The sequence below is a fragment of the Paraburkholderia sp. PREW-6R genome (assembly GCF_039621805.1).
In the GTDB taxonomy this organism is placed as follows: Bacteria; Pseudomonadota; Gammaproteobacteria; order Burkholderiales; family Burkholderiaceae; genus Paraburkholderia.
Genome location: NZ_CP155074.1, coordinates 1,478,337 through 1,492,602, shown reverse-complemented (window position 1 = coordinate 1,492,602; position 14,266 = coordinate 1,478,337). Strand labels below are relative to the sequence as shown.

Annotated in this window: 11 protein-coding genes; 7 read left to right on the top strand and 4 right to left on the bottom strand. The window is 63.7% G+C overall.

All coding sequences use genetic code 11. The features are described from left to right. Positions 1 to 66: 66 nt before the first annotated feature. The 6 genes from AAGS40_RS21815 (at position 67) to AAGS40_RS21790 (ending at position 9,407) form a co-directional block, all read left to right on the top strand. The gene (locus AAGS40_RS21815; protein WP_345814922.1) at positions 67 to 513 is read left to right on the top strand and encodes a VOC family protein; all 447 of its coding nucleotides are present in this window, start codon (positions 67 to 69) and stop codon (positions 511 to 513) included. A 286-nt stretch (positions 514 to 799) separates the two neighbouring features. After that, the gene (locus AAGS40_RS21810; RefSeq protein WP_345814921.1) at positions 800 to 4,174 is read left to right on the top strand and encodes an efflux RND transporter permease subunit; all 3,375 of its coding nucleotides are present in this window, start codon (positions 800 to 802) and stop codon (positions 4,172 to 4,174) included. A gap of 69 nt (positions 4,175 to 4,243) precedes the next feature. Then, a complete protein-coding gene (locus tag AAGS40_RS21805; RefSeq protein WP_345814920.1) occupies positions 4,244 to 5,467 on the top strand; it encodes an efflux RND transporter periplasmic adaptor subunit in 1,224 nt (407 codons plus the stop codon). A gap of 2 nt (positions 5,468 to 5,469) precedes the next feature. Beyond that, positions 5,470 to 7,176: an efflux transporter outer membrane subunit gene (locus AAGS40_RS21800; protein WP_345814919.1), complete on the top strand. Its 1,707-nt coding sequence runs from the start codon at positions 5,470 to 5,472 to the stop codon at positions 7,174 to 7,176. 93 nt (positions 7,177 to 7,269) lie between these two features. Next, entirely contained in the window at positions 7,270 to 7,956 is a 687-nt protein-coding gene (locus AAGS40_RS21795; RefSeq protein ID WP_345814918.1) for a heavy metal response regulator transcription factor, read from the top strand. Then, positions 7,953 to 9,407: a heavy metal sensor histidine kinase gene (locus AAGS40_RS21790; RefSeq protein ID WP_345814916.1), complete on the top strand. Its 1,455-nt coding sequence runs from the start codon at positions 7,953 to 7,955 to the stop codon at positions 9,405 to 9,407. Before AAGS40_RS21795 ends, AAGS40_RS21790 begins: the two co-directional genes overlap by 4 nt. On the opposite strand, the gene dinB is transcribed toward AAGS40_RS21790, so the two are convergent. Beyond that, the gene (gene dinB, locus AAGS40_RS21785) at positions 9,374 to 10,540 is read right to left on the bottom strand and encodes a DNA polymerase IV (protein ID WP_345814915.1); all 1,167 of its coding nucleotides are present in this window, start codon (positions 10,538 to 10,540) and stop codon (positions 9,374 to 9,376) included. The genes AAGS40_RS21790 and dinB overlap by 34 nt on opposite strands. Positions 10,541 to 10,705: 165 nt before the next feature. Beyond that, positions 10,706 to 11,617, bottom strand: coding sequence for a LysR family transcriptional regulator (locus tag AAGS40_RS21780; RefSeq protein ID WP_345814914.1), 912 nt, complete (start codon positions 11,615 to 11,617; stop codon positions 10,706 to 10,708). Positions 11,618 to 11,783: 166 nt separating this feature from the next. Between AAGS40_RS21780 and AAGS40_RS21775 the strand changes: the two genes are divergently transcribed. Then, positions 11,784 to 12,488, top strand: coding sequence for an SDR family NAD(P)-dependent oxidoreductase (locus AAGS40_RS21775; protein WP_345814913.1), 705 nt, complete (start codon positions 11,784 to 11,786; stop codon positions 12,486 to 12,488). Between the two features lie 75 nt (positions 12,489 to 12,563). Here the strand turns inward: AAGS40_RS21775 and AAGS40_RS21770 are convergent, their stop codons facing one another. Both AAGS40_RS21770 and AAGS40_RS21765 read right to left on the bottom strand, forming a co-directional pair. Beyond that, on the bottom strand, positions 12,564 to 13,118 hold the full coding sequence (locus AAGS40_RS21770) for a phosphoglycerate mutase family protein (protein WP_345814912.1): 555 nt from the start codon (positions 13,116 to 13,118) through the stop codon (positions 12,564 to 12,566). A 157-nt stretch (positions 13,119 to 13,275) separates the two neighbouring features. Further along, positions 13,276 to 14,193, bottom strand: a complete 918-nt coding sequence (locus AAGS40_RS21765; RefSeq protein WP_345814911.1) for a YihY/virulence factor BrkB family protein — start codon at positions 14,191 to 14,193, stop codon at positions 13,276 to 13,278. Positions 14,194 to 14,266: the final 73 nt, after the last annotated feature.

Sequence of the window (14,266 nt, the reverse complement as noted above, 5' to 3'; positions counted from 1 at the left end):
TTTTCGACCACTTTTATTCATGGTTAAACTCGTGGATATTTATTCCTGCAACGAGCGAGTGATCCCATGACTGTTCCCCCTAGTGCTGCCCAATCCGCCGTACCGCCGTTCCATCTTGCGTTTCCTGTTCACAGCATTGCGGCGGCGCGCGCGTTCTACGGCGAACTGCTTGGCTGCCCGGAAGGCCGCAGTTCGGACACGTGGGTCGATTTCAATTTTTACGGCCACCAGATCGTCGCGCATCTCGCGCCGGAAGAGATTGGCCACCGCCAAACCAGCAAGGTGGATGGCGACGCCGTGCCGGTCCGTCACTTCGGCGCGGTGCTATCAATGGAACAATGGCAGGCGGCCGCGGACAAGCTGACCGCCGCGGGGATCGAGTTCATCATCGAACCGCACGTGCGTTTCAAGGGCGAAGTCGGCGAGCAGGCAACCATGTTTTTCCTGGACCCGTCGGGTAATGCGCTGGAATTCAAGGCGTTTGCGGATATGTCGTCGCTATTCGCAAAGTAGGGCTCGGTAATCCGCCGTACTTTTCATCCGTCTGTCTAAACGCATGTCTCGCGGCGTTCGTTGCGAGACATCGCTTCCACCGCGACAAACGGCGCGTTAAGCTCGCTTCACCTGGGCGATCGCGCGTTCGCTTCCGGCGAGTCCCATGGCCGTTGGACGATCATTCATTCTTACACTAACCTTCCTGACAAACCGGCCATTTTCGCGCCATGCAGGCGTTGGTGCCACCGATCTAGCATAGCGCTGACTTACCCATTCCCTACCTGCATCTTCTCGGGCGCGTTTCATGTGGATTGTTAACGTAGCGCTTAAACGGCCTTACACGTTCATCGTGATGGCCATTCTGATCCTGCTGGCGACGCCCTTCGTGCTGTTCACCACGCCCGTTGACGTGCTGCCGGAAATCAACATCCCGGTCGTCAGCATTATCTGGACGTACACGGGCCTGTCCGCCGAAGACATGGCGAATCGGATTACGTCGGTCAACGAGCGCAGTCTGACGACCACCGTCAACGACATCGAGCACATCGAGTCGCAGTCGCTTGCCGGTATCACGGTCCTGAAAGTGTTTTTGCAGCCGACCGCAAACATTCAGACGGCAATTGCGCAAACCGTTGCCGTCGAACAGGCGCAGCTCAAGCAGATGCCGCAAGGGGCGACGCCGCCGCTCGTGCTCAGCTATTCGGCCTCCAGTATTCCGGTGATCCAGCTCGGGCTGTCGAGTCCGAAGCTTTCGGAGCAGGATCTGAACGACACCGCATTGAATTTCCTGCGCCCGCAGCTCGTCACGATTCCGGGTGCGGCGGTGCCGTATCCGTACGGCGGCAAATCCCGGCTGATTTCGGTCGACCTCGACACGCGCGCGTTGCTTGCCAAAGGGCTGACGCCATCCGACGTGGTGAGCGCATTCAACGCGCAAAACCTGATTCTGCCGACCGGTACGGCCAAGATCGGGCCGAAGGAATACACGATCAACATGAACGGCTCGCCCGCCACGGTGGAGGGGCTCAACGATATCCCGGTGCGCACGCTGAATGGCGCGACCACGTATCTGCGCGAAGTCGCCCACGTGCGCGACGGTTACTCTCCGCAGACCAATATCGTGCGGCAGGACGGGCATCGCGGCGTGCTGATGTCCGTGCTGAAAAACGGCAGCGCGTCCACGTTGTCGATCGTCAACACGTTAAAAGGTCTGTTGCCGTCGGCGCGTTCCTCGCTGCCGCCCGATCTGAACATTTCGGCGCTGTTCGATCAGTCGGTGTTCGTCAAGGCGGCCGTGCAGGGGGTGGTGCGCGAAGCACTGGTCGCCGCCGCGCTGACCGCGGCGATGATCCTGCTCTTTCTCGGCAACTGGCGCAGCACCTGCATTATCGCCATCTCGATTCCTCTGTCCATTCTGTCCTCGTTGATCGCGCTGCACGCGCTCGGGCAGACCATCAACATCATGACGCTCGGCGGCCTCGCGCTCGCGGTCGGTATTCTGGTGGACGACGCCACGGTGACGATCGAAAACATCGAACGGCACTTGCATATGGGCACGGATCTGCACGAAGCGATTCTGGAAGGCGCGGGCGAAATCGCGGTCCCTGCACTGGTGTCGACGCTGTGTATCTGTATCGTGTTCGTGCCGATGTTTTTCCTCACTGGCGTCGCGAAGTATCTGTTCGTGCCGCTCGCCGAAGCGGTGGTGTTCGCAATGCTGGCCTCGTACGTGCTTTCGCGTACGCTCGTGCCGACCCTCGCGATGCTGCTGATGGGCCACGCGCACAAAGCCAAAGGCGACGCCCAGCCGAATCTGTTCCAGCGTCTGTACCAGCGTTTCGACCGCGGCTTCGAGCGCATGCGCGCCGGTTACATCATGATTCTCAGCAGCCTTCTGGTGCGTCGCGCGACATTCGGCACCGTGTTTCTCGGCTTCTGCGTGATTTCGATGGGCCTCGTCTTCGTGCTGGGCGAAGACTTTTTCCCGAACGTCGACGCGGGTGACATCCGGCTGCATATGCGCGCGCCGACCGGGACCCGGATCGAGGAAACCGCGCGCCTTGCGGACCAGGTCGAAAAAGTGATCCGCGAGGTGGTGCCGCAAAAGGAACTCGGCACGATTCTCGACAACCTTGGCTTGCCGTACAGCGGTATCAATCTCTCGTACAGCAACGCGGGCACGATCGGCACGCTCGACGGCGAAATTCAGGTCGCGCTGAGCGAAGACCACAAGCCGAGCCAGATCTATATGGACAAGCTGCGCGCGTTGTTGCCACAACGTTTTCCGGGTACGGAATTCTTTTTCCAGCCGGCCGATATCGTCACGCAGATTCTCAACTTCGGCTTGCCGGCCGCGGTGGACGTGCAGATTTCCGGCGCGAACCAGCAGGGCAACTTCGACGTCGCGCGCAAGCTGCTAAAGGAAGTGCGGATGATTCCCGGCACGGTGGACACGCACATCCAGCAGAAACTGGATGAACCGGTCATCAATCTGCAGATGGATCGCACGCGCTTGCAGCAGTTGAATCTGAACGCGAACAATGTGGCGCAGAACGTGTTGATTTCGCTGTCGGGCAGCTCGCAGACGTCGCCGGGTTTCTGGTTCAACAACCGCAACGGCGTGGAATACAACGTTGCGGTGCAGACGCCGCAGTATCAGATTTCGTCGATCGACGAATTGCTGCGCACGCCGGTCTCCAGCTCGACCACGGGCCCGACGCAACTGCTCGGCAACCTCGTGCGGGTCGCGCCGCAAAGCCAGTTCGCCGAGGTCACGCACTACAACATCAAGCCGGTGATCGATCTGTATGTGAGCGTTGAAAACCGCGATCTGGGCAGCGTCGCGAATCAGGTCGACAAGCTCGTCGACAACGCGCGCAAGGCGTTGCCGCGCGGCAGTCAGATCACGGTGCGCGGCCAGGTACAGACGATGCGCAGTTCCTTCTTCGGACTCGGGCTCGGCGTGGCGATGGCGATTGTCCTCGTGTATCTGCTGATCGTCGTGAATTTCCAGTCGTGGATCGATCCGCTCATCATCATCAGCGCGTTGCCCGCGGCGCTTGCCGGCATCGTGTGGATGCTGTTTCTGACGGGCACGCATCTGAGCGTGCCGGCGTTGACGGGCGCGATCATGACGATGGGCGTCGCCACGGCCAACAGTATCCTGATGGTGGCGTTCGCGCGCCAGCGGCTCTCCGCCGGCGCACCGCCCCTCACCGCCGCGCTCGAGGCCGGCGCGAGCCGGATCAGGCCGGTGCTGATGACGGCGTTCGCGATGATCATCGGGATGATTCCAATGGCGCTCGGTTTGGGCGAAGGCGCCGAGCAGAATGCGCCGCTCGGCCGTGCGGTGATCGGCGGATTGCTGTTCGCGACCGTGTCCACGCTGTTCTTCGTGCCGCTGCTGTTTGCAGGCATTCACACACGCCTCGCTCGCCGCCACCGCAACGACGGCGAAAATGGCAATGGCGGCAATGGGGGCGGCAATGGCAATGACGGCGGCAATGGCGGCGGCAGCGGCGGCGCCGACGACGGGCGCGGCGGCAAGCGCGGCGGCGAGCGCGGCGCACGGCGAGACGGCGACCCGGGCCGTGACGCGCGCGAGCGCGACGGTCAGGGCAGTCACGATGGCAGTGACGGTCCCGCGCCCGATCACGAAGGCGCGGGCCAGCCCGCGTAACCCGAACGACGAACGCCCGCCGCATGTGCGCGGCCGACTGAACTGGCTGAAATTAGGTGGTTGAACGAGATGACCGAAAAGACCCATGCATCGCTAGCGATTCCCTCGCGAGAAACCGAAGGCGGACACGCACTGCCGCCGCGCCACCGTGAGTGGAAGCGCGCCAAACTCGCCGTGTGGATCGTGCTGGCGCTCCTCGCTGCAGGCGCATTGCGCACGGTGATCGCCGATCTGCTGCAAAGCCGTTCGGTTGCGGCCACGACGAAGCAGAACGCCGTGCAGTACGTGAACGTGGTGACGCCCACGCAAACGGAAGGCGGCGGCAACACGCTGCTGCCGGGTACGTTGCGCGGCAATGTCGAGTCGCCGATCTATGCGCGCGCCACGGGTTATCTGCTGCACTGGTACGCCGATATCGGCGCCCATGTGAAGCAGGGCCAGTTGCTTGCCGTGCTGGATACGCCGGAAATCGACCAGGAACTCGCGCAGGCGCTCGCGCAGCGTCAGCAAACCAGCTCCAGCCTGGGGCTCGCGAAAAGCTCGCTGGATCGCTGGCAGCAATTGCGTCAACGCGATGCCGTCTCGCAGCAGGAACTCGACGAGCGTCAAAGCACCTATTCGCAGGATCTCGCCAATCTCGCCGCCGCCGACGCCAACGTGAAGCGTCTCCAGCAGCTCGAATCGTTCAAGCGGATCGTCGCGCCGTTTACGGGCGTGATCACGCAGCGCAACGTCGACGTGGGCGACCTGATCGACGCGGGCAGCGGCACGAGCCGCGCGCTGTTCGCGCTCGCACAGTCCGATCCGCTGCGCGTGTATGTCCAGTTGCCGCAGGCTTATGCGCAGAACGTGTCGGTCGGACAGTACGTGGTGGTCACGCAGGCCGAGCTGCCGACGCAGCAGTTCCACGGCATGATCACGCACATTGCTGGCGCGATCGATGTGCCCACACGTTCGTTGCAGGTCGAAGTGACGCTGCCCAATCCCGACGGCAAACTGCGGCCTGGCGCCTACGTACAGGTCGCCGTGCCCGCGGTGGCCCACGCGAAACTGATGGTGCCCGGCAACGCGCTGCTGTTTCGCGCGGAAGGCCCGCGCCTCGCGGTGGTCGACAGCCACGGCAACGTGCAGTTGCACAAGATCGTGATTGCGCAGGACCTCGGGCAGTCGCTTGAGATCGAGAGTGGTATCGAGGCAACCGACAAGGTCGTCATCAACCCGAGCGATTCGATTGCAGATGGCGATCACGTGCAGATCGAGCAGCCGAAGAAAAACGGCAAGGGGGCGTCGTGATCGTGCGGCAGACCGCTCTGCGCCGGGCTATCGTCACGCTTGCCGCGACGGCGGCCGTAGCGCTGCTGGGCGCATGCACCGTCGGGCCCGACTACAGGCGCCCCGAGGCCGCGGTGCCGCCCGCGTGGCAAACCGACTCGTATTGGCGTCTCGCGCAGCCGTCGCACGCGCCGATCTCGCCCGAGTGGTGGAGCGCGTTCGGCGACGTCACGCTCGCCACGCTGGAAACCCAGGCGCTCGCGCAGAATCAGACGCTCGCTGCGGCGAGCGCACACTATGCGCAGGCCAGAGCGACGCTTGCCAATACGCGGGCGCTACAGGTGCCTGAAGTGGATCTCGCCGCGGCCGGCTCGCGCTTTCGGATTTCGCAGAGCCGCCCGCTCACCAATTACGCGACGCCGACTACGTCGACCGTGCAGAACAATTTCCAGCTCGGCCCCACGATCGACTACGACACCGACCTGTTCGGCCGGATACGGCGCGAAGTGGAGGGCGCCGTCGCCTCCGCGCAGCAGTCCGGCGACGACCTCGCCAACGCGCGCCTCGTCCTGACCACCGACCTCGCCACCGATTACTTCTCGCTGCGTGAGCTCGATGCCGAGATCGACGTGCTGAACCAGTCAGTGGTCCTGCAGAAGAAGGCTCTCGACTATGTGACCACCGAACACGATCTCGGCTCGGTCTCCGGGCTCGACGTGTTGCAGCAGCAATCGCTGCTCGACTCCACCCGTTTGCAGGCGCAACTGTTACTCAACCAGCGTGCGCAATACGAGCATGCGATTGCTGCGCTGGTCGGCGTGCCGGCGCCGCAGTTCTCGATCGATCCGAAAGTGGTCAACCTTCAGGTGCCGGCCATTCCGCTGGGACTGCCGAGCGACGTGTTGCAGCGTCGGCCGGACATTGCGTCGGCCGAGCGGGCGATGGCGGCGGCAAACGCGCAGATCGGCGTCGCCAAGGCGGCCTTCTTCCCGAGTCTCACGCTCACGCCGAGTATCGGCTGGGAGGCGACGCAGTTCGCGAGCCTGCTGAGCGCGCCCACGCTGATGTGGACGCTTGGCGCGGCCGTCGGCCAGGTGCTCTTCGACGGCGGCCGCCGCGCCGCCAACGTGCAGTATGCGAGTGAAGGTTATAAGGCCACCGAGGCCAACTACCGGCAAACCGTGCTCAATGCGTTCCAGCAGGTGCAGGATGGCATCACGGGGCTTTCGGTGCTCGATAACGCGTCGCAGCAGTCGCATGCCGCGGTTGCTGATTCGCAGCGGCTGTTGTCGCTCGCGAACGACCGTTATTCGGGCGGCCTCGTCGCTTTCCTCGACGTCATCACCGCACAGCAGTCGCTGCTCACGAGCGAGCGCCAGGACGTGCAGATTCACGGTCAGCAGATGACGCTGTCGGTGTCGCTCGTGAAGGCGCTGGGCGGGGGATGGACCGATGCGGACATGGCGCTCTCCGGCACCAGCATTGCCCCGCAGCGCAATGCGCCTGAAGGCAATGCGCCTGAAGGCAATGCGCGTCAAGGCAGCGCGACCCAAGGCAATACACCTCAAGGCAATACGCCTCAAGGCAATGCGCGTCAAGGCGACATGCCCGAAGGCAACATGCCACACGACAATGCGTCTCAAGGCAGCGCGCCCGAGGCCAACGTTTCGCCGCGCAACCTGCGACCAGACGGAAAGGAGCAGAGCGAGGCGATCGCTCATGCCGAGTGAGCCGATGGCGGCCCATGACACAGCAGCGCCCAGCGCGGCATGCAGGGAAAGCCTGCAAGGCGTTTCGTATAATTCACATACAAGGGGACGCGCATGAAATTGCTGATCGTTGAAGACGAACTGAAGGTGGTGGATTACCTACGTTCCGGTTTGACAGAGCAGGGCTGGGTCGTGGACGTCGCGCTCGACGGCGAGGAGGGCATGCATCTGGCCACCGAATTCGACTATGACGTGATCGTGCTCGACGTGATGCTGCCGAGGCGCGACGGCTTCAGCGTGCTCAAGGCGCTGCGCATGCGCAAGTCCACGCCGGTCATCATGCTCACCGCGCGCGACCACGTGAACGATCGCGTGCGCGGCCTGCGCGAAGGCGCCGACGACTACCTCACCAAACCCTTTTCGTTCCTCGAACTGGTCGAGCGCTTGCATGCGCTCGCACGCCGCACCCGCTCACAGGAGTCCACGCTGATTTCGGTCGGCGATCTGTTCGTCGATCTGATTGGACGGCGCGCGACCCGCGACGGCGTACGGCTCGATCTAACCGCCAAGGAGTTCCAGTTGCTGAGCGTGCTCGCGCGCCGGCAGGGGGACATTCTGTCGAAAACCGCGATTACCGAACTCGTCTGGGACGTCAACTTCGACAGCCACACGAACGTCGTGGAAACCGCGATCAAACGTCTGCGCGCGAAGCTCGACGGCCCGTTTCCGTCCAAGCTCCTGCATACGGTGCGCGGCATGGGCTACGTTCTCGAAGTGCGTGAAGAGGCGGAGCAATCATGAACCGATCCATCGCCCGCCGGCTGGCGCTGATGTTCGCGCTCGTCGCGTTGTCCGTCTTTACGCTGGTCGGCACGGGTCTCTTTCTGGTGCTGCGCACGCAGCTCGAACACCATCTGCGTGAATCGCTCGACGATCGCGCGCAGATCGCGCGCATCATCGTCTATCACGCCGTGACGCCCGAGAAGTGGCGCATGGCGCGTGAAAAGCTCACGGACATGACGCCGCACGACAACAGCACCACATATTCGGTGTCGGGCGCGGATCCCTATTTTCATTACGGCAAGCCGGTGGACGGCAACGTGGTAACGAGCTGGCCAGGCGGCTATACGCGCGTCACGCCGGCGGGCGGCGGACAGGACATGCTCACCGCCACGGCGACGATCCCCGCCAACGGTGCGCGGCCGCCCGTGCAGTTGCAGGTGGCAGCGAGCTATTCGCCCAACGTGCGCACCATGCGCGTGTTCGGCTCGGCACTTGCCGCGTTGTCCGCGCTCGGCAGCCTGGCCGTGCTGCTGCTCAGCTATTCGGTGACGCGGCTCGGTCTCGCGCCGCTCACGCGTCTCACGCGCGACGCGTCCGCCGTCAGTCCAAACAACCGCTCACAGCGTCTGAATACGGCCTCTCTTCCGCTCGAACTGAATGACCTGGCGAACTCGTTCAACGGGGCGCTCGAACGGCTGGATGGCGCGTATGGGCGTCTCGAATCGTTTAACGCGGACGTCGCGCACGAGCTGCGCACACCGGTCACGATCCTGATCGGCCAGACCGAGGTGGCGTTGACGCGCAATCGTTCCGTCGACGATCTGCGCCATACGCTGCAATCGAATCTCGAAGAATTCGAGCGGATGCGCGCGATCATCAACGACATGCTGTTCCTCGCGCGTGCCGATCAGGGCGAACGCGCAACGGGTCTGGTGGAAGTGTCGCTCGCCGCGGAAGTGGCGCACACCCTGGAGTTTCTGGAGATTCCGCTCGAAGAAGCGCGGGTTCACGCGCAATTGCATGGCGACGCGCTGTCGCGCGTGAACCGTTCGCTGTTCGGCCGCGCATGCACGAACCTGCTGATGAACGCGATCCAGCATTGCGAACCGGGCGCGCGCATCACGGTGACGATCCTGCGCGATGAAGACCAGGTGCGTGTGGAAGTCGCAAACCCGGGCCGGCCCATTGCGCCCGATGTGCTGGAACATCTGTTCGACCGTTTTTATCGCGCGGAGGCGTCGCGCACCAATAGCCGAGAAAACCACGGCCTCGGCCTTGCGATCGTCAAGGCGATTGCGGAGATGCACCGCGGCGGGGTGTCGGTGAGAAGTGAAAACGGGATCAATACGTTCGCGTTTTCCGTGGCGGCGTCTCAGGCCGGGGCCGACGGCGCCACGCTGCGTTCCTCGCCGGCGGTTACGGCGGGCACGCCCGCTTACTCGTCGCTCGTGAAGGGCAAATCGGCCTGAACCGGCCGGCGCTGCCTGAGCGGTTGCGCGTTGGCCGGCGTCAATGCGCTCACCCGCACGCCTAGCAAGCGCAGCTTGCGATTCAATTCCACGCGCCGCAGACATTCGGTCGCCGCGCGGCGGATCTCGGCCGCGTCGGCGGTGGGTTCGTCGAGTGTGAGATCGCGCGTGACCGTACGGAAATCGTCGTAGCGCAGCTTGATGCCCACGGTCCGGCCCACATAGCCCTTGCGCACGAGATCTTCCGCCACGCGCACGCATAAGCCGGTAAATGCACTCGACAGCGCCGGACGATCATGGCGCGGATGCAGATCGCGTTCGAAGGTCGTCTCGCGGCTCATCGACTTGGGTTCCGATCCGACCACCACCGGCCGCTCGTCGTGCCCTTGCGCGACTTCCAGCAGCCACGCTGAATAGCTGCGGCCGAAGTTGTTCTGCAGGCGCGCCGCGTCCGCCGCCGCGAGATCGCCGACCGTGGCGATGCCCAGCGCCGTCAGCTTCTCCGCCGCCTTCGGCCCGATGCCGTTCACCTTGCGCACCGGCAAGGGCCACACGCGCAGCGGCACGTCGGCGGGTGTGAGGATGGTCAGGCCGTCGGGCTTGTCGAGTTCGGAGCCGATCTTGGCGAGCAGCTTGTTCGGCGCCACGCAAATAGAACACGTGAGACCGGTTGCCTGATTGACCGCCTGCTTGATGCGCGCGCCGATCTCGTGCGGCTCGCCCGGCACGTCGGTCAGGTCGATATAGATCTCGTCAATGCCGCGATCTTCGATCTGATCCGTGAAGGTGGCGACGGCCGCCTTGAAGAGCCGCGAGTAGTGTCGATACGAGTCGAAATCCGTCGGCAGAAGGATCGCGTCCGGCGCGAGCATGGCCGCTTTCATCATGCCCATCGCCGAAAACACGCCAAGCGCGCGGGCCTCATACGTGGACGTGGTGACGACGCCGCGTCCCGCGTAATCGCGCAGTCGCGCGAAGCGGCGCGTGCCGTCTTCCAGTAGCTCCGGTGTGCCGCTGCGGCCGCCGCCGATCACGACCGCCTTGCCGCGCAGTTCAGGATAGCGAAGGAGTTCGACGGACGCGTAGAACGCGTCCATGTCGAGGTGCGCAATGCGTCGGCTGACAGAACTCATGGATCACTGAAACAGATGGATGGAAGGCAGGGCAGAGACAGCAGGCATGCGGCAGGCTGGCGGCAATTCTGATGGCAGTTCTGGTGGCAGGCGGCACGCCAAAGCGTAACAGTACCTTGGCTGCGCAGATGAAGTGCCCGCAGGCTTTCGCTAAATCCCCGTGCGTCATGTCCCCAGTCGTTCGCGACAAACAGTTAGCGTCAATTGACGAAGCCAGCGGTGCACGGCGTCCACCTTGACGCGCGGATGCCACATCTGGGAGACGGTAATTTCGCCGGTCGCCGTCGGGAGTTCGAAAACATGCACGCCGGCGGACGCGGGTTGGGCGCGCATCAGAGACGCGGGCACGAGGGCGATCAGATCGGAAGCCTGCGCCACCGCAAGCGCGGCAAGAAAGCTCGGCACCACGGCGACGATCGTGCGCTCCATGCCGAGCGCGCCGAGCGCATCGTCGACCGGTCCGTGTGTGCGGCCGCTTCTCGATGCGACGACATGGCCGAACGCGATGTATTGCGCGGTGGTCACATCACGCAGATGCGAAAGCGGATGTCCCGCTCTGACCGCGCCGACGAATCGATCCCGAAACAACGCCTGCACCCGGACTTCCGGACCCATCTTACCCAGCACGCCGATCTCAAGATCGGCAGAGCCATCGCGTAAGTGCGCCGCGCTCTTCTCGGGCTTGGACGCAAAGCGCAGGCGCACATGCGGCGCGACGGCACGCGTGGCGGCGATCAGCGGGCCGCCGAGCGCCGCCACGAAGCCTTCATTGGCGCGAACGGTGAAGGTGCGCTGCAACGTCGAAAAATCCGGCTCCGCGACCGACGGACGTAGAACGGCGCGCGCCTCGTGTACGGCGTTCTGCGCGCGTTGGCGCAACGCCTGCGCATGAGGTGTCAGCACCATGCGCCGCCCCGCGCGCACGAGCAGTGGATCGCCGGTCGCGTCGCGAAGCCGCGTCAACGTCCGGCTCATCGCGGAAGCACTCAGACCTAGCCGGCGAGCGGCACCCGCGACGCTGCCGTCGGCAAGCAGGACGTCGAGTGCAACGAGCAGATTCAGGTCGGGTTCAGGCATGCGCCGATCGTAGCATGGGCGATCCGGACATGGCGTCCCGTGCAGCTTATACGTGCAGATGCCGCGTCTTCCGCCGTGGCCTCGCCGTCGATATATTGAATGTACCGGCCGCGATCGAACCGCTGACGAGTGCGTTGCAAGGCGGCCTCACTCATAAGGAGCAACCATGCAGGACGTCTCTGCGCAAAAAACCGTCCTTCTGATCGGCGCATCGCGCGGGCTTGGACTGGCGATGGTCGAGGAATATCTGAAACGCGGCTGGCGCGTTATCGCCACCGGCCGCGAAGGCTCGACAGCGCGATTGCGCGAACTGTCGGCAGGCGCGCACCGCGCGCTGGAAGTCGAGACTGTCGATGTGACGATGCCCGAGCAGGTTGCCGCGCTCCATGCGCGTCTCGCGGGTCGCGAGCTGGACTTGCTGTTCGTGAACGCCGGCGTGAAAAACGACGATCGGGAAACGATTGCCGATGTCTCGACCGACGAATTCGTGCGCGTGATGGTGACCAATTCTTTGAGTCCAATGCGGGTCATCGAGGCGTTTCAGGACCTCGTGCGGCCATACGGAACGATTGGTGTGATGTCGTCGGGCCAAGGCAGCGTTGCGAACAACACCAACGGCCATTACGAGGTCTATCGCGGCAGCAAGGCGGCGCTCAACATGTTCATGCGCAGCTTCGCGGCGCGCCACCCGGACGATCCGCGGACCCTCCTGTTAATGGCGCCCGGATGGGTGAAGACGGATATGGGCGGCCCGCAGGCGCGTTTGACCATTGAAGAGAGCATTCCGAATCTGGTCAGCACGATCGACACCCATGCGGGACGCAGCGGGCTGCATTATGTGGATTACCTCGGGCGCGTGGTGCCCTGGTGAACGGAGGTCAGTGCGCGCCGATTGCGTGCCCGATTGCGTGCCCGAGTGCGTGTCGATCGCGCATCGCGCCACATGCTATCGGATCGGCTCGTCCGAATCTCCCGCGAGCAGCAGTTGCGGAAGTTGCGAGAACGACCATGTGTCGTCATCGCGATCTAGCACCCACACCATGTCGAAGCGCTTGTCCGGCCACTTCGACGGCACGGCCGGCGCACCGGGCATGTGTCCGATCAGCGTCGGCAGCACCTTGTGTTCCCATGAAATCAGCACGACGCCCGCACGCGTGAGCACGTCTTTCATCAGCGCTTCGCCATCGTCTTTCAGGTAAGTCGTGATGAACTCCACCTTCGACGTTTCTCGCACCTTCGCGACGAGTGGGGTAACGGTTTGCATGGCGCGCCTGCTCTCGCTGGCGGGACCGGTGCCGGGCGCAAACACGGTGCCCGGCCGCCGCTGCGTGGCGTGGGAGTCCTCGGCCGGGCAGAAGAAACGCACCAGTGCGCCGGCGCGCTGCCAGCCGCGTACCGCGAGGCTTTCTTCATCGGGTTTGCCGTCTGCGTCGATGCCGGTTCCGCTGCTCGCGTCGGGCTTCTCCGCGTGCCGGATGAACATGATTCGATGCGGTGCCATGAGTGCCTCCATGTGACGTTCAAGCGCCGAGCGTAGACGACTCCGGGCGTTCGCTGCGTCTGCCTGTTTTTCAGCGCCTCCTCCGGCACGGGTATCGACTCGTGCCGGTGTGATGGGCGCGACTTCGTTCGACGTGCGGTCGCGCTCGCGACGGCGATCAATGCGAGACGCTTAGACGTGCCTTGACGTCGGCGGGGTCGCTCTCCTTCGGCTTTTGCGACATGGCCGACGCGACCTCGGCGCCAAACAGAAAAACAATGGCGCAGAAATATAGCCACATCATCAGCACCGCAAGCGATCCGGCCGCGCCAAACGCACCCGCGGTGCCGGCGTGCGCGAGATAGAAGCCGAACAGATGCCGGCCCACGGTAAAAAGCACCGCAGCCACTGCACCGCCTACCAGCGCCGGACGAAAGCTCACGCGGGTATCGGGCAGCCATTTGATCAGCGCGCCGAGGCCGAAAGCAAGAACCACGAGGCCGAAGATCGACTGCGTGACGTCAGCAATCACACTCAGCGTCGAGCTACCGAAGACTGCACTGCCGGCGGTCTGGATGGCCGCGTCGAGCACCAGCGACACCACCAGCAAAAAGCTGAGCCCCATCAATAAACCCAGCGACACGAGGCGTGCTCGCACGATCAACGCGAGGCCCGCGAGCCCTTTCGGAGACCTGGCTGCGAAGACCACGTCGAGCGCCGTGTTCAGACTGGAAAACGTAGCCGATGCACCGACCAGCAGCAACACGACGGAAAACGCCGCGGCCAGGCCGCTACCGCTGGAACGATGCGCATGCTGAACAACGCCCTGCATGGCGCTCGCCGCGTCGGGTCCGAGAATTTGCCGGATCTGCGCGAAGAACTGACCTTGTGCGGCATCGGCGCCGAAAAACCAGCCAGCGATCGCCAGCACGATCAGCAGCGTCGGCGCGAGTGAAAAAGCCGAGTAGAAGCCGATGCTCGCGCCCATCATTGCGCATCGATCGGATGAGAAACGCTCAATCGCTTCTTTCGCGATCGTCGTCAGCTTGATGGGCTGAGAGGGCGGGACGCTCGCTTTGCGGTGCAGGATGTCCATGATGATGTGCTCGCCTGACGTGTTTTGGTGTGGAGCAAAAAGCGAGCCTTGCGCGCGTCGCGCCGGGGGGTAT

Coding starts and splice junctions, on each gene's coding strand:
- AAGS40_RS21815 (WP_345814922.1), top strand. CDS start 67: ATGACTGTTCCCCCTAGTGCTGCCCAATCCGCCGTACCGCCGTTCCAT.
- AAGS40_RS21810 (WP_345814921.1), top strand. CDS start 800: ATGTGGATTGTTAACGTAGCGCTTAAACGGCCTTACACGTTCATCGTG.
- AAGS40_RS21805 (WP_345814920.1), top strand. CDS start 4,244: ATGACCGAAAAGACCCATGCATCGCTAGCGATTCCCTCGCGAGAAACC.
- AAGS40_RS21795 (WP_345814918.1), top strand. CDS start 7,270: ATGAAATTGCTGATCGTTGAAGACGAACTGAAGGTGGTGGATTACCTA.
- AAGS40_RS21790 (WP_345814916.1), top strand. CDS start 7,953: ATGAACCGATCCATCGCCCGCCGGCTGGCGCTGATGTTCGCGCTCGTC.
- dinB (WP_345814915.1), bottom strand. CDS start 10,540: ATGAGTTCTGTCAGCCGACGCATTGCGCACCTCGACATGGACGCGTTC.
- AAGS40_RS21780 (WP_345814914.1), bottom strand. CDS start 11,617: ATGCCTGAACCCGACCTGAATCTGCTCGTTGCACTCGACGTCCTGCTT.
- AAGS40_RS21775 (WP_345814913.1), top strand. CDS start 11,784: ATGCAGGACGTCTCTGCGCAAAAAACCGTCCTTCTGATCGGCGCATCG.
- AAGS40_RS21770 (WP_345814912.1), bottom strand. CDS start 13,118: ATGGCACCGCATCGAATCATGTTCATCCGGCACGCGGAGAAGCCCGAC.
- AAGS40_RS21765 (WP_345814911.1), bottom strand. CDS start 14,193: ATGGACATCCTGCACCGCAAAGCGAGCGTCCCGCCCTCTCAGCCCATC.